The sequence below is a fragment of the Variovorax paradoxus genome (assembly GCF_030811855.1).
GTDB classification, from domain to species: domain Bacteria; phylum Pseudomonadota; class Gammaproteobacteria; order Burkholderiales; family Burkholderiaceae_C; genus Variovorax; species Variovorax paradoxus_L.
In genome coordinates this window covers 19,767-39,766 of the sequence record NZ_JAUSRN010000016.1, presented here as the reverse complement: position 1 = coordinate 39,766, position 20,000 = coordinate 19,767, and the positions used below count along the sequence as shown (strand labels likewise).

Annotated in this window: 14 protein-coding genes; 10 read left to right on the top strand and 4 right to left on the bottom strand. The window is 66.9% G+C overall.

Annotated features, from left to right (window positions below):
• Positions 1-40: 40 nt before the first annotated feature.
• The 6 genes from J2X92_RS24475 (at position 41) to priA (ending at position 9,012) form a co-directional block, all read left to right on the top strand.
• A complete protein-coding gene (locus J2X92_RS24475; protein WP_307579779.1) occupies positions 41-790 on the top strand; it encodes an alanyl-tRNA editing protein in 750 nt (249 codons plus the stop codon).
• A 112-nt stretch (positions 791-902) separates the two neighbouring features.
• Positions 903-3,065: a protein-disulfide reductase DsbD family protein gene (locus J2X92_RS24470; RefSeq protein WP_307579593.1), complete on the top strand. Its 2,163-nt coding sequence runs from the start codon at positions 903-905 to the stop codon at positions 3,063-3,065.
• A gap of 91 nt (positions 3,066-3,156) precedes the next feature.
• Positions 3,157-3,849 carry a redoxin domain-containing protein gene (locus tag J2X92_RS24465; protein ID WP_307579592.1) on the top strand — a complete coding sequence of 231 codons (693 nt, stop codon included), beginning with the start codon at positions 3,157-3,159 and terminating at the stop codon, positions 3,847-3,849.
• Positions 3,850-3,948: 99 nt separating this feature from the next.
• Positions 3,949-5,295, top strand: coding sequence for an MFS transporter (locus J2X92_RS24460; protein ID WP_307579590.1), 1,347 nt, complete (start codon positions 3,949-3,951; stop codon positions 5,293-5,295).
• A 65-nt stretch (positions 5,296-5,360) separates the two neighbouring features.
• Entirely contained in the window at positions 5,361-6,470 is a 1,110-nt protein-coding gene (hemE, locus tag J2X92_RS24455) for a uroporphyrinogen decarboxylase (protein WP_307579588.1), read from the top strand.
• Positions 6,471-6,936: 466 nt separating this feature from the next.
• A complete protein-coding gene (gene priA, locus J2X92_RS24450) occupies positions 6,937-9,012 on the top strand; it encodes a replication restart helicase PriA (protein ID WP_307579586.1) in 2,076 nt (691 codons plus the stop codon).
• 16 nt (positions 9,013-9,028) lie between these two features.
• Here priA and J2X92_RS24445 read toward each other — a convergent pair whose 3' ends face one another.
• Positions 9,029-9,241: a hypothetical protein gene (locus J2X92_RS24445; protein WP_307579584.1), complete on the bottom strand. Its 213-nt coding sequence runs from the start codon at positions 9,239-9,241 to the stop codon at positions 9,029-9,031.
• 237 nt (positions 9,242-9,478) lie between these two features.
• On the opposite strand from J2X92_RS24445, the gene J2X92_RS24440 reads away from it, so the two are divergent.
• On the top strand, positions 9,479-10,132 hold the full coding sequence (locus tag J2X92_RS24440; RefSeq protein WP_307579582.1) for a hypothetical protein: 654 nt from the start codon (positions 9,479-9,481) through the stop codon (positions 10,130-10,132).
• Positions 10,133-10,156: 24 nt separating this feature from the next.
• Here the strand turns inward: J2X92_RS24440 and J2X92_RS24435 are convergent, their stop codons facing one another.
• Entirely contained in the window at positions 10,157-11,179 is a 1,023-nt protein-coding gene (locus J2X92_RS24435; protein WP_307579580.1) for an AEC family transporter, read from the bottom strand.
• Positions 11,180-11,300: 121 nt separating this feature from the next.
• Here J2X92_RS24435 and J2X92_RS24430 point away from each other — a divergent pair, with 121 nt between their 5' ends.
• From J2X92_RS24430 to J2X92_RS24420, 3 genes are read left to right on the top strand one after another with little or no spacing between them, the layout of a single operon-like run.
• Positions 11,301-13,406 carry an ATP-dependent helicase gene (locus J2X92_RS24430; RefSeq protein ID WP_307579578.1) on the top strand — a complete coding sequence of 702 codons (2,106 nt, stop codon included), beginning with the start codon at positions 11,301-11,303 and terminating at the stop codon, positions 13,404-13,406.
• On the top strand, positions 13,403-13,867 hold the full coding sequence (locus tag J2X92_RS24425) for a hypothetical protein (protein ID WP_307579575.1): 465 nt from the start codon (positions 13,403-13,405) through the stop codon (positions 13,865-13,867). The genes J2X92_RS24430 and J2X92_RS24425 overlap by 4 nt, the downstream gene beginning before the upstream one ends.
• On the top strand, positions 13,864-15,036 hold the full coding sequence (locus J2X92_RS24420) for a phospholipase A (protein WP_307579574.1): 1,173 nt from the start codon (positions 13,864-13,866) through the stop codon (positions 15,034-15,036). The genes J2X92_RS24425 and J2X92_RS24420 overlap by 4 nt, the downstream gene beginning before the upstream one ends.
• 6 nt (positions 15,037-15,042) lie before the next feature.
• Here J2X92_RS24420 and J2X92_RS24415 read toward each other — a convergent pair whose 3' ends face one another.
• Complete coding sequence (locus J2X92_RS24415) at positions 15,043-16,971, bottom strand: hybrid sensor histidine kinase/response regulator (protein ID WP_442480526.1); 1,929 nt, start codon at positions 16,969-16,971, stop codon at positions 15,043-15,045.
• A gap of 240 nt (positions 16,972-17,211) precedes the next feature.
• Complete coding sequence (locus tag J2X92_RS24410) at positions 17,212-19,980, bottom strand: sensor domain-containing diguanylate cyclase (RefSeq protein ID WP_307579572.1); 2,769 nt, start codon at positions 19,978-19,980, stop codon at positions 17,212-17,214.
• Positions 19,981-20,000 lie beyond the last annotated feature (20 nt).

The following is a 20,000-nucleotide window of genomic DNA, read 5'->3' as shown; positions in this document are numbered from 1 at the left end:
GGGCGCACCCCATCGGCGCATCGCCGCTACCATCGGCGGCATGACCGACGACCTGTTCCGCGCCGACGCCTACCTGCGCGCCTGCGAAGCGCGCATCCTGCGCATCGACGACGCGGGCGTGGTGCTGGACCGCACCGTGTTCTATCCGCTGGGCGGCGGGCAGGCCGGCGACACCGGCGTGCTGGCCTTGCCTGATGGCCGCGAAATCGCCATTGCCGACACCCGCAAGGCGAAAAACGACGAAGGCCAGCCCACCGCCGAATTCGTTCACGTGCCGGCCCCCGGGCAGGCGGAACTGCTGGCCGCGCTGAAGCCCGGCGACAGCGTGACCGCGCGCTTGGACTGGGAGCGCCGCCACCGGCTGATGCGCTTTCACACGGCCAGCCACCTGCTGTGCCACCTTGTGCCGGTGCCGGTCAACGGCTGCTCGATCACGCCCGACTACGCGCGCATCGACTTCCACATGACCGATCAGCTCGACAAGGAAGCGCTGACCGCCGGTCTCGCACGGCTGGTGGAAGCGGCGCATCCGCTGACCGTGGGCGCCATCACCGACGAGGAGCTCGACGCGAATCCGGCGCTGATAAAGAGCATGAGCGTGCAGCCGCCGCGCGGCACGGGCACGGTACGCACCATCCGCATCGGCGGCGAGGGCGAAGCGCAGATCGATTTCCAGCCCTGCGGCGGCACGCATGTTGCAAACACTTTGGAAATTGGCGCGGTGATGGTCACCAAAATAGAGAAAAAGAGCGCCAACAGCCGCCGCGTGGTGCTGGGCTGGGCCGCTTGAAGCCCCTCCAAGCCCGGAACTTCGCACCGCCCGCCTGCTCCGACTTATCGGCATGATCTTTTCCCGCATCTTTCATCTGGCTACGCTTCTTGTAGCAACCGCCGCAGCCTGCATGCCGGCTGCAGCTCAACTGTCATCCAAACCGGGTGCCGTCGTCGCCACCCCCCACGTGCGCGCCGAACTGGTTGCGCACGCGCCGGAAGGCGTTACGCCGGGCGCACCGGTCTGGGTCGGGCTGCAGATCACCCACCAGCCCGAGTGGCACACCTATTGGAAGAACGCCGGCGATTCCGGCCTGCCCACCGAACTGAACTGGACGCTGCCGCCGGGCGTGGCGGCCGGCGACATCGCGTGGCCGGTGCCGAAAAAGATCCCCGTAGGCACGCTCGCCAACTACGGCTACGAGGGCACGGTGCTGCTGCCGGTGCCGCTGGAGGTGTCGAGCAATTTCAAGCCGCCACTGGCCTTGGGCGCGGGGGCTTCGTCGATGGACATCCGGCTCAAGGCCACGTGGCTGGTGTGCCGCAAGGAATGCATCCCTGAGGAAGGCGAGTTCACCCTCGCGCTGCCGCTGCAGGGCTCCACGGCGCTGCACAAGGCCGATTTCGACGCGGCCCAGGCGGCCCAGCCGCAACCGCTCGCCAAGCCGGGCGCCGTGGAGGTCAATGGCAACAATCTGCAAGTGCGCCTTGAAGGCCTGCCCGCCGCCGCACAGGGCAAAACGCTTGGTTTCTTCCCCGAAACGCCCGAGCTGATCCGCACCGCCGCGGAGTCCGGCAAGGACTGGACGCAAAGCTGGCAGGGTGGCACCTGGACGGCCACGCTGCCGCTGGCCGAGCAGCGCAGCGCCAGTCCCACGACCCTGCCGCTGGTAGTTGCGCTGGCCGAGCCCGACCGGCAGCCGGGCCAGCCGGTGGCCTGGCGCACCGAGGCGCCGGTCAGCGGCACCTGGCCGGCGGCCGCTGCGCCGCGCGCCGAAGTGTCGCCCGCGCTGCAGGCTGCGCTTGCCGCCAATGCCGCGAACGCGGCGACCGCCCCGGCCTCGTCCACGGACCTGCCGCCCCAACCCGCCGGCACCTTCGTTGTCGCCTTGCTGGGCGCCCTGCTAGGCGGCCTGCTTCTGAACCTCATGCCCTGCGTGTTCCCGATCCTTGCCATCAAGGTGCTGGGCTTTGCGCGGCAGGCGGGCAACCGCAGCGCGCACCGAACGGCGGGCCTGGCCTACACCGCGGGCGTGATGCTCTCTTTTCTCGCCTTGGGCGGCGCCATGCTTGCGCTGCGCGCGGCGGGCGCCCAGCTCGGCTGGGGCTTCCAGCTGCAATCGCCGGCTGTGGTGGCAGCGCTGGCGGCGCTGTTCACGCTGATGGGGCTCAACCTGGTGGGTGTGTTCGAATTCGGCCGCGCGGCGCCGGTGTCGCTGTGCTCGGCGCAGGCCAAGCACCCGATCGCCAACGACTTTCTCTCGGGCGTTCTCGCGGTGGTGATCGCATCGCCCTGCACGGCGCCTTTCATGGGCGCTTCGCTCGGCTTTGCGATCGGGCTCCCGGCCACGCAAGCCCTGCTGCTGTTCGCAGCGTTGGGCCTGGGGCTGGCGCTGCCCTACCTGGTGGCGGGCTTCGTTCCAGCCATTGCGCGGCTGCTGCCGAAGCCGGGACCGTGGATGGGCACGCTGCGCCGGCTGCTGGCTTTCCCGATGTTCGCCACGGTGGCCTGGCTGGTCTGGGTGCTCGGCCAGCAAAGCGGCATCGACGGTGCCGGCACGCTGCTCGCGCTGCTGGTGTGCATGGCCGCCATCGTGTGGGCGCTGACCCTGCGCGGCCGCACTCGGCTGGTCATTGCCACGGTGCTGGTCGCCTTCACCGCGATGCTCACCGCCGCCATCGGCCGCAACGTGCTGCAGACGGTGGAGCCCGCCAAGCTCGCGTCCAACACCAGCCAGCGCTGGCAGCCCTGGTCGGCCGATCGCGTCACCGAGCTCACGGGCGCGGGGCAGCCGGTGTTCATCGACTTCACGGCCGCCTGGTGCGTGACCTGCCAGTACAACAAGAAGGCCACGCTTGCGGACGCCGAGGTGCTGGCCGACTTCGACAGCAAGAAGGTCGCGATGCTGCGGGCCGACTGGACGCGCCGCGATCCCGCCATCACGGCCGCGCTGACCTCGCTCGGACGCAGCGGTGTGCCGCTGTACGTGCTGCAGGCACCCGGAAAGCCGCCGGTCGTGCTGACCGAAATTTTGGGCAAGGACGAGGTGCGCGCGGCGCTGGCTTCGCTTTGACCCCGGTGTGACATGGGTTGTCACATGCACATGAGCAAAGCGCTCTAAGCTGTCGCCGTTGTTCGTTTTTATTTTGGAGTTCTAGCTGGCCATGTCAGTTTCGCCATCTTCCGACTCGCGTTCTCTCCGTGCCGCGCGCCAGGCCCGTGCCGCGCTCAGCCGCGCCTCACGCCGCGCCGTGGTGGCCGCCGCCGTGGCCCTGGGTGCCACCTTCCTGATGGGCAACCATGCCTTCGCCGCGCCCGCCGTCGGCCAGCAGGCGCCCGACTTCGTTGCCGTGGACACCAGCGGCGCCAAGCACAAGCTGTCCGATTTCGCCGGCAAGTTCGTGGTGCTCGAGTGGACCAACCCGGGCTGCCCCTTCGTGCGTAAGCACTACAACAGCGGCAACATGCCTGCCACGCAGAAGGCCGCCACGGCCCAGGGCGTGGTTTGGCTGTCGGTCAATTCCACCGAGCGCGCGGCCAGCGACTATCTGCAGCCCGCCGCGCTCGACGCCTGGATGAAGTCGCAAAAGGCGTCGCCCACCGCGGTGCTGATGGACGAGGACGGCGTGATCGGCCAGGCCTACGGCGCACGCACCACGCCGCACATCTTCATCATCGATCCCAAGGGAATGCTGGTGTATGCGGGCGGCATCGACAGCATTGCGTCGGCCCGGCCCGACGACATCAAGAGCGCGACCAACTACGTGAACCAGGCGCTCGGCGAAGCCTTTGGCGGCAAACCGATCTCGGCGGCATCGACGCGGCCCTACGGCTGCTCGGTGAAATACAAGAGCTGAAGAAGCCGCGAGTGACAGCTACCTGACTCGCACGGTCAGGCAGCGGTCGGGAACCCCGGCCTACCCTTGGCGCATTACATCGCCCAAGGGGACAACGAGATGAATCCTGCGCACTCCGAAGCGCAAGCGGGCACGGCCGTCCGCGCCTCTTCTTCAAGCACCGCATCCTCCTCGAAATTGGCCACCGTCCTGCGCGTGACGGGCGGCAATTTCATGGAGATGTTCGACTTCTTCCTGTTCGGCTTCTACGCCACGCAGATATCGAAGGCCTTCTTTCCGGCGGGCGACGAGTTCGCGTCGCTGATGCTGACCTTCATGACTTTCGGCGCGGGCTTCCTGATGCGGCCGCTGGGTGCGATCTTCCTTGGTGCATACGTCGACCGCGTGGGCCGCCGCAAGGGCCTCATCGCCACGCTCGCGCTGATGGCGCTCGGCACGCTGCTCATCGCCTGCGTGCCGGCCTACGCCACCATCGGCTTTGCGGCGCCGCTCCTGGTGCTCATCGGGCGGTTGATGCAGGGTTTTTCGGCCGGCGTGGAACTGGGCGGCGTCTCGGTCTACCTGTCGGAAATGGCCACGCCCGGGCGCAAGGGCTTCTACGTGAGCTGGCAGTCGGCCAGCCAGCAGGTGGCGATCATCGTGGCGGCGGCACTGGGCTATTGGCTCAACGTGACCTTCACCTCGCAGGAGATCGGCGACTTCTACTGGCGCATTCCGTTCTTCGTCGGCTGCCTGATCGTGCCGGTGCTCTTCATCATCCGGCGTTCGCTGCAGGAGACCGAGGAGTTCATGGCGCGCAAGCACCGGCCCGATGCGCGCGAGATCTTCCAGTCGATGGTGGCCAACTGGGGCCTCGTGGTGGCGGGAATGATGCTGGTGTCGATGACCACCGTGTCGTTCTACCTGATCACGGTCTACACGCCCACCTTCGGCAAGTCGGTGCTGCACCTGAGCACGACCGATGCGCTGATCGTCACGCTGTGCGTGGCGGTCTCCAACTTCTTCTGGCTGCCGGTGATGGGCTCGCTGTCCGACCGCGTGGGCCGAAAGCCGCTGCTGATTCTTTTCACGGTGCTGACCATCTTCACCGCTTACCCGTCGCTCAAATGGCTGGTGGGCGCGCCGAGCTTCGGGCGCATGCTCGAGGTCGAGCTGTGGCTGTCGTTCCTCTATGCCAGCTACAACGGCGCGATGGTGGTGGCGCTCACCGAGGTGATGCCGGTCAATGTGCGTACCGCCGGCTTCTCACTGGCCTACAGCCTCGCAACGGCGCTGTTCGGCGGCTTCACGCCGGCAATTGCGACCGGTCTGATCGAGATTACCGGCGACAAGGGCGCGCCGGGCCTGTGGATGACGGCTGCCGCCGGTTGCGGGCTCGTCGCCACGCTGATGCTCTACCGGCGCAACGTGAGCCCAGCCGATTCGCGGCGCGTGCCGGTGGTCTGAGCTTTTCCGGGCCTGCCGCAGGGCCGTCACACGGTCCATGTGCGGGCCCCTGCGACAATCGGGCCATGCCTTTCGCCCCATTGCAAAACGACACTTTCCTGCGGGCCTGCTGGCGCCAGGCCACAGACCACACGCCCGTCTGGCTCATGCGCCAAGCCGGGCGCTACCTGCCCGAGTACGTGGCCACGCGTGCCAAGGCCGGCAGCTTCATGGGGCTGGCGACCAACGTCGACTACGCGACCGAGGTCACCCTGCAGCCACTCGAGCGCTATCCGCTGGACGCGGCCATTCTGTTTTCAGACATCCTCACCGTGCCCGACGCCATGGGCCTGGGCCTGTCCTTCGAAGCCGGCGAAGGCCCGCGCTTCGCAAGGCCGGTGCAGGGCGAAGCGGCCGTTGCGGCGCTCGAAGTGCCCGACATGGCCAAGCTGCGCTACGTGTTCGACGCCGTGGCATCCATCCGCAAGGTGCTCGATGGCCGCGTGCCTCTCATCGGTTTCTCCGGCAGCCCCTGGACGCTCGCCTGCTACATGGTCGAAGGTGCGGGCTCCAGCGACTACCGGCTCGTGAAGAGCATGCTCTACAGCCGCCCCGACCTCATGCACCGCCTGCTCGCGGTCAATGCCGATTCGGTGGCCACTTATCTCAATGCGCAGATCGACGCCGGCGCGCAGGCCGTGATGGTGTTCGACAGCTGGGGCGGCGTGCTGGCTGACGGTGCGTTCCAGGAATTCAGCCTTGCCTACACGGCCCGCGTGCTGGCCGGCCTGAAGCGCAACGGCTCCGACGGGCAGCCTGTGCCGCGCATCGTGTTCACCAAGGGCGGCGGCCTGTGGCTCGAGGCCATGCGCGAACTCGACTGCGAAGTTCTCGGCGTCGACTGGACGGTAAACCTCGCGGCTGCGCGCCGGCTGGTCGGCGAAGGCACCGACGCCAAGGCCAAGGCCCTGCAAGGCAACATCGACCCCAACGTTCTGTTCGCGCCGCCCGAGCGGATCGAAGCCGAGGTGGCCAAGGTGCTGAGCGCTTTCGGCAAGCCGCACACGGACAGCGGCGTGCCCGGGCCGACCCACATCTTCAACCTGGGCCATGGCATCAGCCAGTTCACGCCGCCGGACCACGTGGCGGCGCTGGTGCAGGCGGTGCACGCCCAGTCGCGCGCTCTGCGCAGCTGAAACCCGTCATTACCAGGGCAGTCTGCGCCGGAGGGACTCGGGCGTTGGAAATCAATTCCAAGCCGTTTGTCAAGCCCTGGAAACCGTGTAAGAGGCCCGACTTATACACAAAAAATGTGCTGCACTGCGCAAGATCGTCTGAGGCGAACCCTTCTTTGCTCACAAACTCGTAGCACTCGTAAGTTGTTGATTTATATAGAAATTGGACTTTGCTTTTTTTGAGGGCAAATTAGCCAGGAGCTTGATCTGCAAGGCTTGGCGGCCTGTCGAGCCTCGTTGTCAACAAAGTTATCCACAGAAACTCTGGATGGCCGCCAAAGCTCTGGAAAATCAACAACTTAAGTGATTTTGCTCAAATTCGCATTAACAAAGCCTGCCAGCGAGGACGTCCATTTCCCCTCTCAGCCTTGACCTCCCGACGGACGCAGCGGCAACCGAATCGGCGGCCTGGCGGCTCGATATTGCCGTGCAGACCCCCGCGCACGCGGCTCTGGGCGACCTGCTGAGCTATGCCGCCGCGATGCCGCTCGCGCCCGGCACCCTGGTGCGGGTGCCTCTGGGGCGGCGCGAGGTGCTGGGCGTTGTCTGGAACGACGCGGCCCCGCTCGACGGCGCCGAACCCGACATGGCCCTCAAGCCCGTTGGCGCCGCCCTCGATGGGCTGGCTCCGCTCGGCGACGCCTGGCGTGACCTGGTCGCCTTTGCCGCGCGCTACTACCAGCGCTCGATCGGCGAAATCGCCCTGGCCGCTCTGCCGCCGCAACTTCGCGACCTCACGACGACGCAGTTGGCGCGCCGCCTCAAACGCAAGGCGACGACCGGACCCGTGGCCGCCACCGACGAATCCGCCAACCTGATCGCGCTGAGCCCGGAGCAGACGGCCGCCCTCGCCCGCATCGAGGCCGAGACGGGCACCTTTCTGCTAGTCGGCAGCACCGGCAGCGGCAAGACAGAGGTCTACCTGCGCTGCGTGGCCGACCTGCTCGCCCGTGATGCCGCCGCGCAGGCACTGGTGATGGTGCCGGAAATCAACCTGACGCCGCAGCTCGAGGCACGCTTCAAGGCGCGTTTCGGTGACGAAGCGGTGGTGTCGCTGCACAGCGGCATGACCAACCCGCAGCGACTCGCGAGCTGGCTCGGGGCGCACAGCGGTGCCGCGCGCATCGTGCTGGGCACCCGCATGGCAGTGTTCGCGTCCATACCGGGGCTCAAGCTCATCGTGGTCGACGAGGAGCACGACCCCAGCTACAAGCAGCAGGAAGGGGCACGCTACTCGGCGCGCGACCTGGCGGTGTGGCGCGGCCAGCGCGAGGGCGCAAAAGTCATCCTGGGCTCGGCCACGCCCTCGCTCGAAAGCTGGCACCAGAGCCGCCCCGCCGAGGGCGAAGACCCGGGCGGGCGCTACGTGCGGCTGGCCATGCCATCGCGTATTGGCGCTGGCGAACTGCCCGCGGTGCGGCTCGTGGACATGAACCTGCAGCCGCCGAAGACGGTGCTCTCCAGCGCGCTGCTCGACGCCATCGGCCAGCGCATTGCGCGCGGCGAGCAGAGCATGGTGTTTCTCAACCGGCGCGGCTATGCACCCGTGCTGGCCTGCGCCGATTGCGGCTGGAAGAGCGAATGCCCGCATTGCAGCGCCTACCGGGTGTTCCACAAGATCGACCGCACGCTGCGCTGCCACCACTGCGGCTTTACCGAGCGCGTGCCACGCGCCTGCCCGTCCTGCGGCAACCCCGACATCGCACCCGTCGGCCGCGGCACCGAGCGGCTCGAGGAGCACCTGGCCGAGCTGTTCGCAGCGGTCAAGCGGCCGGATGGCAGCGCGGTGCGCATCGCGCGCATCGACGCCGACAGCACCAAGAAGCAGGGCGCGCTCGAGTCGCAGCTTGCGGCTGTGCATTCCGGCGAGGTCGACGTACTGGTCGGCACGCAGATGATCGCCAAGGGACACGACTTCCGGCGCATCACGCTGGTGGCTGCTGTGAACCCGGACGGCGCGCTTTTTTCCAGCGACTTTCGCGCGCCCGAGCGGCTGTTCAGCCTGCTAATGCAATCGGCCGGCCGGGCCGGCCGCGATGCCGCGTATCTGGCGGCGCAAGGCGCTACGGCCGAAATGTGGATTCAAACCCACCATGCGCAGCATCCCCTCTTTGCCGCGCTGCGCAGGCACGACTACACCGCTTTCGCGCGGCAGCAGTTGGAGGAGCGCGCCGCGGCTGGCATGCCGCCGTTCGCGTTTCAGGCGCTGCTGCGGGCCGATGCGCGCACGCAGGAGGCCGCGCAGGCTTTCCTGAATGCGGCGAGTGCGGCCGCCGATGCGCTAGAAGGCGCTGACCGCGTGGTGCGATACCCGGCCGTGCCGCTCGCCATCCAGCGCGTGGCGAATGTGGAAAGGGCCCAGATGCTGATCGAAAGCCCCTCGCGCGCCGCGCTGCAGCGCCTGCTGGCCGGTTGGCAGCCGCTCTTGCATGCGTTGCGGCGTACGCCCGAAGGCAAGGGCGTGATCCGTTGGCTCGTCGACGTCGATCCGCACAGCATCTGAGCCGTGCGCACCGCGGTCAGTGGTGCAGGCCTGCAGGCTCCTTGCCGACGTCGATATAGCGCAGTTCGGTGCTGCGACGCCGCGCAATGCTGCCGGGCCATGCAAACACCATGAGGCTCAGGGCGCCGAGCGCCAGCGAAGTCCCGGTGCCGAGATCCCCGGCGTGCCAGAACCAGCTCACGCCAGCAATCCATGCCAGCCACAACAGGACACGAACAAGTATTGTCATCGTGCTGCCCATTCATACTTTGATTTGCAAACACTCTAGCAGGTGCGATGAAAACACAAGTATTCATCTGAAGTAATAACGGTAATACCAGTAGGTATGTCTTACGGCCGGTCGCAAAGCCGGAAATATTCTGAAAAAGAGGTTGACCGAGCACCGGCTGGTTGCGCAAGCTGTCGCTGTGCGAAGCCCGTTCCGGCTTCGCGCATCAAGCAAGCACGCTGGTTTGCAGGGGTTGTCGTGAAACTGCCTTTATTTCTTGGTTCGGCTCTTTTGTTCGCATGCCTTGCATGCCCTGCGGCCGAACTCGAACTGCAGGGAAGCCGGCTGATGGTGTCGGGCATGCTCGACGGCAGCGCCATCAAGACCTTTGCCCAATATCTCGCCAAAGGCACCGTGCGTACCGTGGTGTTCGAGGATTCGTTCGGCGGCACCGCCGACGCGGCCGGCGCCTATGCCGACGCGATCCGATCGAGCGGCGTGGACACCGAGGTCCGCGGCCAGTGCATGGCCGCTTGCGCCTACGCATTTCTGGCCGGCAAGACGCACCGCTTCGGCTACGGCCTGCAGGTGAACGGCGTGCTGCTGCCAGTGGCGACCAGGCCGTCGGCGACCGAACTGGCGTCGCGCTGGCGCGGCGACGAAGCCCACAAGACACTGGCGGAATTCACGCCGATCGCGGCGGCCGCCCCCGCCAAGGAGCCGGAGCCCAGCACTGGGTCGGCCAAGGACAACTGGCAGCCCGACCATGGCGTGCTCTTCACGGCCAGCCCCACGCTCTTCGGGCGCATCTACAACGCGTTCTATTGCGACGGCAGCCAAGGCCGCGATTTTTCCAAGTGCGAGCGTCTGCCCGACGCCGACCCCTTCAAGCTCGGCGTGCTGACACCCTGATGCCTGAGGCCGGGCCGCACCGGTTCAGCGCAGCAGCCCCACCGCCAGCGGAAAACTGAAGAAGGTTGCGACAGTCGTCCACAGGATGATGCGCGCGATGCGGCCGTTGTCGGCCCCGAAGCGCTCGGCCAGCATCGATACGTTGCTGGCGCTGGGCAGAGCCGCCACCAGCACGATCACCATCAGCGCCGACGACGAGAGCGACAGGCCGAGCGCGATCGCGCCCTGCCCCAGCGCCCAGACCAGCACCGGATGTGCGAGCAGCTTGACCAGCACCACCGGCAGCACGTCGGCCAGCGGCGCCTTGGGCGGCACGGCCGACCGGGTGCCCATGGCCGCCGCCACCGCCGCGCTGGCGCCATGCTCACGCGCTAGCAAGGCCGAGCGCGCCAGCACCGCGCCAATGGTGAACAGCGCCACCGGCGAAGCCGCATCGGCCAGCATGGCGATGGTGCGCTCCACCGGACCCGGCAGGCGCCAGCGCGCGGCCGACAGCAGCACGCCCAGCAGGATCGACCACGGCATCGGATTGACCAGCACGCCGCGCAGCGCCTGGCGCGCCGCCTGCCGCGGGCCGTGCTGCGCCGCGCCACCACCAACCTCGTCAAGGCGCGACAGCGCAATGCACAGCGACGAGGTCACGATCAAGTCGAAGGCGATGGTGATGATGATCGGCCCCGCGGCCTGCGCACCGAGCAGCGCCACCAGCAGCGGGACGCCCATAAAGCCGGTGTTCGGGAAGGCCGCCACCAGCGCGCCGAAGGCGGCGTCGTTCCAGCCGATGCGTGCATTGCGGGTGAAGACCACCACGCCTGCCACCACGGCCAGCGCGCCCAAGCCCCAGACCAGCGCAACGCTGCCGTCAAGCAGCTGCCCGATCGGCGTGCCGGCGCCAAATCGCAACAACATGCAAGGCAGCGCGAAGTACAGAACGAAGGTGTTGAGACCCGGAATTGCATCGAGCGGCAGGACGCGGGCGCGCGCGGCGCCGTAGCCGGCCGCGATCAATGCGAAGAAAGGAAAAGTTACGAGAAATACAGGCAGCACGGGGCTATTGTCGTTGCGTCCCGCATCGTGAACTCGGGCGGCCTTTCCAGACACATGCGCCCCGTATCATTGCGCGCTTTGCGCCCGCCGTTCCCCTGCGGGCCTTCCGTCCCCACTCCCCATGTCCTCCGGCCTCAACCTCGCGCAACAAGAAGCGGTCAATTACCTGCACGGGCCCTGCCTCGTGCTGGCGGGCGCGGGTTCGGGCAAGACGCGCGTCATCACGCACAAGATCGGCCGGCTCATCCAGGCCGGACTCGAACCCAAGCGCATCGCGGCCATCACCTTCACCAACAAGGCCGCCAGCGAAATGCGCGAGCGCGCCAAGGGGCTGATCGGGCGCGACGCGAAGCAAGTGGTGATCTGCACCTTTCACGCGCTGGGCGTGCGCATGATGCGCGAAGACGGCGCCGTACTGGGCCTGAAGCCCGCCTTCAGCATTCTCGACAGCGACGACGTCACCAAGATCCTGAAGGATGCGGGCGGCACCACCGACACGGCCACCGCACGCATCTGGCAGTGGACCATCAGCAAGTGGAAGAACATGGGCCTCAACGCCGCACAGGCCGAGGCGGCCGCGGCGGACGACAACGAGCGCATCACGGCGCGCATCATGGCGCGCTACGAAGAGCGGCTTTCGGCCTACCAGAGCGTCGACTTCGACGACCTCATTGGCTTGCCGCTCAAGCTGCTGCGCGACTTCGACGAAGTGCGCGCCAAGTGGCAGGCCGCACTCGGCCACATCCTGGTGGACGAATACCAGGACACCAATGCCACCCAATATGAAGTGCTGAAGGCGCTGACCGGCGAGCGCGGCCGCTTCACGGCGGTGGGCGATGACGACCAGTCGATCTACGGCTGGCGCGGCGCCACGCTGGACAACCTGCGCAAGCTGCCAGTCGACTTCCCGACCCTGAAGGTCATCAAGCTGGAGCAGAACTACCGATCGACCAGCGCGATCTTGCGGGCGGCAAACAACGTGATTGGCCCCAACCCCAAGCTGTTTCCGAAGACGCTGTTCTCCGAGCTCGGCGAAGGCGAGCCGGTGCGCATCGTCGATGCCGACTCCGAAGCGCACGAGGCCGAGCGCGCGGTGGCACGCATCGTCAGCCAGCGCGCGGGCGATGCCACCACGCAAGGCAAGCAGTACAAGGAATTTCGCGACTTCGCCATTCTTTATCGCGCCAACCACCAGGCGCGCGTGTTCGAGCAGGCGCTGCGCAAGGCGCAGATCCCCTACAAGGTGTCGGGCGGGCAGAGCTTCTTCGACCGCGCCGAAATCAAGGATCTGTGCGGCTGGTTCCGCCTGTGGGTCAACAACGACGACGACCCGGCGTTCCTGCGCGCCATCACCACGCCCAAGCGCGGCATCGGCCACACCACGCTCGCGAGCCTCGGCACCTTTGCCAGCCAGTACAAGCTGAGCCTGTTCGAGGCGCTCTTCAGCCCATCGCTGCCGAGCGTGATGCCCAAGCGCACGCTGGAGGGCATTCACGAGTTTGGCCGCTACATCAACGACCTGGAATACCGCGCGCGCCGCACCATGGGCGCGGAAGACTCGCGCACCTTCATGCTCGACTGGCTGAAGGAGATCGACTACGAGAAGCACCTGTACGACGGCGAGGACAGCGAGCAGGCCGCGGCCGCGCGCTGGACCAACGTGCTGGAGTTCGTCGACTGGATGTCGCAGCGCGCGGGCGGCGGCCTCGACGATGCTTCCGGCGCCAACGACAACATCGAAGGCGAGCGCAAGAGCCTGCTCGAGGTGGCGCAGACCATCTCTCTGCTCTCGACCATCAGCGAGCGCGAGCAAGACCAGAACGTGGTCACGCTCTCCACGCTGCATGCCTCCAAGGGTCTCGAATGGCCGCACGTGATGCTCATCGGCGTGACCGAGGGCCTGCTGCCCTTCAAGCTGGAAGACGACAACGGCCGCCAGCTGAAGGTGAGCGACGAGACGCTGCAGCGGCTGCAGGAAGAGCGCCGCCTCATGTACGTGGGCATCACGCGCGCGCAGCGCAGCCTTGCGGTGAGCTGGACCAAGAAGCGCAAGCAGGGCCGCGAGATGGTGCCCTGCGTGCCGAGCCGCTTCATTGCCGAGATGGGCCTGGACAAGACCACCACGCGGGAAGACCCGCGCGAAAAACTCAAGGCACTGCGCGCCGAATTCGCGCGCAAGGCCCAGGACAGCGCGGCCGCCGCAGCAGCCGCCGCCTCAGCACCATGAAGGCACCGTTCTCTCTTCTTCTCGTGGCGGCGCTCTGCACGGCCTGCGCCGGCCCCGGCGGCCGGAGCGCGGCCGAGGCCGGATGCCCGGCCACTGCGCAAGACCTGCCCGTCGAGGCGCTCTATGGCGACTGGCAGGCGCGTTTCGATGGCCAGCCCGATGCGGCCCTGGTGCGGCTCGGCAAACACCCCGAGTACGCGGGGGTGCGCGGCACCATCACGCGCAGGGCGGCCGCACCTTCGGCGCGCACCACCGTGGCCCAGCTCGCGGGTGACGTCGACGACGAGGGCGAGCTCGCCATCGACGAATCGCTCGACGGCCGGAGCATCAGCGGCGTGTGGTCGGGCGCTCTGCAGCCGGACTCGTGCGGCCGCGAGTTCAAGGGCACGTGGCGCAACGCCGCCGACGACAGCACACATCCCTTCACTCTGAAAAAGACGGAACCCACACGAGATCAATGAACGCAATCCAACTACGCACCACGCTGGCCGCAGGCCTGCTGCTGGCTCCCGGCCTCTTTGCGGCGCCGGCCCAGGCACAGGCGGTCGACCGGCCGCGCAGCCCGCTGGCCGATGCCCAGCTGACCTGGCAGCAGTGCGCCGCGCTCGGCAACAACAACGAAGCGCGGCTGGCCTGCTTCGACCGCTGGACGCAGCAGCAGACGCTGCCTTCGGTCTCGGTGCCGGTGGCGCCGCCGGTGCTGGCCAGCACGCAGCCGCCGCCTCCGGTGGACGCATCGATTCCGGCCACCCGCGTGGTTTCGGTCGCCACCAGCGAAGGCTGCCGCGACCGGCAGTATTCGATCCTGTCTCGCTTCTGGGAGCTCGAGAACGGCACCGATTGCGGCGCCTTCGTGTTCCGCGGCTACCGCCCGCTGAACGTGTCGGCTTCGGCCGCCACCAGCAAGCCCGACACGCCCACCTCGCCCGCCGAAGGCCACACTGCAACCCCCGTGTCCTACCAGGCCAACGAAATGCGCATCGGCCTCTCGGTGCGGACCAAGATCGCGCAGGGCCTGCTCACGCAGAACGAGCCGGCCAAGAAGGACTCGCTGTGGTTCGCGTATTCGCAGCAGTCGACCTGGCAGCTGTTCAACGGCTCGGTCTCGCGCCCGTTCCGCACCACCGACCACGAGCCGGAGCTGATGTACGTCTATCCGCTCGACTTCAACCTACCTGGCGGCTGGCGCTGGCGCTACGCGGGCGTGGGCCTGGTGCACCAGTCGAACGGGCAGAGCCTGCCGCTGTCGCGCAGCTGGAACCGCGTCTACCTGATGGGCGGCGCCGAACTCGACGACCGCTTCACCATCACCGGACGCGTGTGGCAGCGGCTGTCGGAAGAGGCGGCGAAGGACGACAACCCGGACATCTCCAACTACATCGGCCGGGCCGAAATCACGGGCCGCTGGAACTTCAACCGCGACAACACGCTGGGCATTACCGTGCGCAACAACCTGCGCGACAGCGGCCGCGGCTCGGTCCGGCTCGAATGGCTCAAGGCCATTGGCGATGCGACCACGAGCAACCTGCGCTTCCACACGCAGCTGTTCCATGGCTACGGCGACACGCTGGTCGACTACAACCGCAAGCGCACCGTGCTCAGCATCGGCCTGAGTCTGGTGGACTTCTAGGGGCTGCTACGCCGCCTTCGAGCGAGGCGGCGGCTCCAGCAGGCGCTCGAGCAGCGCCGAAAGCTTGTCGACGTCGACCGGCTTCGTGAGGTGGGCGCGAAAGCCGGCCTCGAGGCTCGTGTCTCGGTCGCTGGCCTGGCCGTAGCCGGTCACGGCAATCAGCGGCGGCGGGTTGATCATCTCGGCCCTGAGGCGCCTGGCAACCTCGTGGCCGCTCAGGTCGGGCAGGCCGATGTCCAGCAGCACGGCGTCGGGGTCTTGCGCCTTGACCGCCTCGATGGCCGCGAGCCCGCCATGCGCGACGCTGGACCTGTAGCCAAGCGCTTCCAGCAACAGCGCCATGGTTTCGGCCGCGTCGGTGTTGTCATCCACCACCAGCACGCGCTGCTCTCCCAAGGGCCGGGGCTGCGCCTCGAGCGTGGCAATCGGCGCCTGGACGGTGGGAAACTGCACCACGAACTCGCTGCCCTCACCCGCCCTGCCGGTGCTGAAGGCGCTCACCCGGCCTCCGTGCAGCGTGGTCAGCTGCTGCACCAGGCTGAGCCCCAGCCCAAGCCCGCCCTGCGTCCGCGCCATGTTCTGTTCGCCCTGCACGAACAGGTCGAAGATCCGGTGCAGGTCCTTGGGCAGGATGCCGGGACCGTCGTCGCGCACGCTGATGTCGGCATCGGCGGTGCCTTGCGAGAGCGACACGTGGATGTTGCCGCCGTTGTGCGTGAATTTGGCCGCGTTGTGGATCAGGTTGCTGACGATCTGGATGACCCGCGCGCTGTCTCCTGAAATCCACGGGTCCGCGTCACGGGCCTCGAGGTGAATCGTCTGCGACTTGCTTTCGATCAACGGCCGCGCTGCCTCGATGGCCTGGGCAATGGCGTCGCGCAGGCGCACCGGCTTGTTCTCCAGATGGATCTTGCCGCTCGTGATGCGGCCCACGTCGAGCAGGTCGTCGACCAACCTCGTCATCTGCCGCAGCTGCCGGCCGATGATGTCGCGTGTATGCGCAACCACCCCCGAATCCGTCTTTTCGCGCTTGAGGAGTTCGAGCGCATTCGAGATCGGCGCGAGCGGATTGCGCAGCTCATGCCCGAGCATGGCGAGAAAGTTGGTCACGCGCCGCCCCTCGTCTTCCAGCGCCGTGACGCGGCGCCGCTCGGTCAGGTCTCGCGTGACCTTGGCAAAGCCGCGGTGCTTGCCGGTGGCGTCGTGCAGCGCGGTGATCACCACGCTGGCCCAGAACCGGCTGCCGTCCTTGCGGATGCGCCAGCCCTCGTCCTCGAAGCGCCCGTCGCGCAGGGCATAGCGCAACTCTTGTTCCGGCCAGCCGCTGGCGGCCACGTCGGGCGGATAGAACTTGGAAAAGTGCTGCCCGATGATCTCGGATGCCTCGTAGCCCTTGTTCTTCTGCGCGCCCAGATTCCAGCTCACGATGTGGCCGCCGGGATCGAGCATGAAGATCGCGTAGTCCTTCACGCCTTCGACCAGGAGCCGGAACCGCTCCTCGCTCATGCGCAGCATTTCGTCCTGGCGGCGCCGCTCGCTGAGGTCCCGCGTGATGATGGAATAGCCGCGGACATCACCGCCCGGACCGGTCATCCGGGTGAGGACGACACTGGCCCAGAAGCGCGTGCCGTCCTTGCGCAAGCGCCAGCCCTCTTCTTCCACATAGCCTTCGTCACGGGCCCGGGCGAGTTCCTGCTCCGGCCGGTTCTGGTCGATGAGCTCGCTCGGGTAAAGCAAAGAGAAGTGGCGCCCGAGCACCTCGGACGGCTCGTAGCCATTGAGCTTTCTCGCCCCGTCGTTCCAGCTGATGAAGATGCCGCCCGGGTCCAGAACGGTGATGGCGTAGCCGGTGACTGTATCGACCATCAGCCGATAATCGGCGTCGGTCAGAGTACGTTGGTTGAGGGGTGCACTCCCACCGCCGTGTTCTGCCATTGCTCTTCGCCCTTCCAGTGGCCGCGCATCGGTGCAGCGGCATGCGGCTCCCCGCTTCAGCGGCTGATGCCGAACTCCCGAATTCCTTCGCTCGAACATCCCCGCACGAGGCTGCGTACATGCGCTGGCGCATGCAGGCTGGCCGTGAAGGTGCTGCCGCAAATTTAGGGCAGCCTCGGGTACTTTCCGCGTAGGACAAGGCCGAGATCGCGAGCGGCGGGCACGACGAAAGCCGCGGCCTCAGGCGCTGTAGGGCTCCTGCCGCGGCCATGCGCCGGCGCCCCTGGCTTCGGTCCTGGGCGCCGCCATCACGAAGCGGTTCTTGCCCTCTTTCTTGGCCGCGTACAGCGCGTTGTCGGCGCGCACCAGCAAGGAAGGAAAGTCCTCGTCGTCTTCCGACATCGCAACGCCGATGCTGGTCGTTGTGTTCAGGCTGCGGCTGGGCAGATCGAAGGGCGGCCGCATGGAAGCCAGCACCTTGCCCGCCACCATTTGCGCTTCGGAGGGGCCCGCCACCCCTTCGAGAAGAATCACGAATTCGTCACCGGCGTAGCGCGCCGCCATGTCGGTGTCGCGCACGCTCTGCCGGAGCCGGCGGCCGAATTCCTTCAGTACCGCATCGCCCGCTGCGTGGCCCAGCGAATCGTTGATGGTCTTGAAGTAGTCGATGTCCAGGAACAGTAGGCAGACCGACAGGCCGGAGCGCCGCGACCTGGCCATCGCGTCGTGCGCATGCTCTTCGAACGACCGGCGGTTCGGCAGGCCCGTGAGCGCATCTTCGCGCGCAAGAACGTCCAGCTGCAGCTGCTTTTGCTTCAGGTCGCTGACGTCGTTCGCCAGCACATAGAGGCCCACCACCTCGCCCTCGGCATTCTTCTGCGGCAGGTAGGTCGTCTGCAGGGTTCGCTCGCCGATCAGCAGCCGGGCCGACTGCTCGAAAGACACCACCTCGCCGGCGAATGCGCGGGCCAGCAGTGGCTTGCGCATCTCGTAGTGCGCGTCGCCGATCACCTCTCGGATGGGGCGATTCATGATCGAATCCGGCGAGATGCCGAGCCAGGTCTGATACCTGCCGTTGCAGAAGACCACCCGCTCTTCTCTGTCCAGTTCGGTCAGCAGCGCCGGAACGTTGTCGGTCAGGCCCCGCAGGCGGCGCTCGCTCTCGGCGCTTCGCATCTCGGCCTGCTTGCGCTCGGTGATGTCGAAGGTCATTGCGTAGAAGCCGCGCACGGTGCCGTCCGCGTTGCGGTCGGGAATGTAGTGCGACTGGTGCCACCGGTGCCCGATGCCGCGCGCGGCATCGCCCTTTTTCTCGAAGGTGACGGCTTCCCCTGCGAGCACGCGGCGAACATAAGGCTCGACCACCTCGAAGTCCTCGACGCCTCGCACCTCGGGCAGCAGCTTTCCCACCAGCTCGGTGCCGTCGAACAGGGCACGCAGATGCTCGTTCACGAAGGTGAAGCGCAGCGACGAGTCCACGTGAGACACGAGCGCCGGAAGATTGTCGGTGATGGTGCGCACGCGGGCTTCGCCAGCGGCGCGCTCGCGCTCGGCCACCTTCTGGCGCGTGATGTCGAAGGTCATCACGTAGTAGCCGGCCAGCATGCCGTCATCGCGGATGTCGGGCGCCAGATGGCACTCGAAGAAGCCTTCCTTGCCGTTGCGGTCGTAGGTGCCTTCCGCGCGCGTCGGCGTTCCCGCAAGCACCTTGTCGATGTGCGGAACGAGCTGCCGGTAGACCGCATCGGGCAGCGACTCCTGCATGGTCATGCGTCCGATGTCGGCCTGCGTCCTGCCACGCATGCCGAGTCCCGCCTTGTTGGCGAACAGGCAGCGCTGGTCGCTGTCGAAGTAGGCGACGACCGCCGGCAGGTTGTCGGTCACGTCGCGCAGGAATCTTTCGCTGGCCTGCACCCGCTCCTGAGACGCCTGGCGCTCTTGCATCAGCGAATCGAAGGTGCGCGACAAATCGCCGATCTCGTCCGTGGACGGCGGCGCCTCTTTCATTGGCGCATAGACCGCAACCGCGCGCGAGACCTGCATGTGCTCGCGCAGCCGCGACAGGGGCGCGAGCTGCGACCGCGTAGTCACCAAGGCGAGCGCGCCCGCCACAAGCGTGAGCAGCACTGCGCCCGCCCATGCAAAGCGCTCGATCCGCTCGATGTGCGCAAAGGCTTCGGCGCGCGGATAAATGGCGCCCAGCACCCAGTTGGTCTGGCGGAGCGGCTTGAACGCGTACAGGCCGCGCACGCCTTTGCGGTTGACGGCTTCTGCCGTGCCCTCGTAGCCCGCAATGGCGCGCTCCGTGGCGGCATTGCGCACGCCATCGGCCTCCACATGCTGGAGCAGCCTGGACTTGTCGGGATGCTCGATGACGATGCCATCCGTGTTGGTGATGAACATGTACCCCGTCTTGCCGAATTTCACGTTGGCAAGCTCACCGAGAAAGTTCTGTTCGCTGAGATTGATCGAAGCGGCGATGACGTAGGCCACGTTGCCCTGCCGGTCCAGCACCGGTTCGGTCATGGCGATTTGCGCCAGGCCATTGAGCCGGTTGCGGTAGGGCGCGGAAATCACGCCGGCCTTGGCCTCCATCGTGCGCTGGAAGTACTCGCGATCCTTGATGTTGACCCGGCCGATCTGGTGTGCGCCGTTGAGGTTGGCAACCAGCTTGCCATCGGTGTCCACGAAGGCGACGTTGTCGAAGGCCTCTTTCAGCGACTTGTGCCGCATGACCAAGTCCTGCAATCCCTCGGGCCTGGCGAGGTCGTGGCTCTCGACGGCGTCGCCGAAGGTCTTCAGCAAGGTGCGCCGGCTTAGGAATTTCTGGTCTACCGCCTCGGCAATGGCCGATATCCGTTCGAGCTGCTCGCTGGCAATGGCGGCCTGCATGTTGCGCTTGACGAAGTAAAGCGCAGCGGTGGTCACCCCGAAGGTCGTGAGGAAAACGATCGCAACCACGCCCGCCGTCAGGCGGGTGCGCAGGCTGAATGTGGGCAAGCGCATCATCGTGTGAACTCGATCAGCGC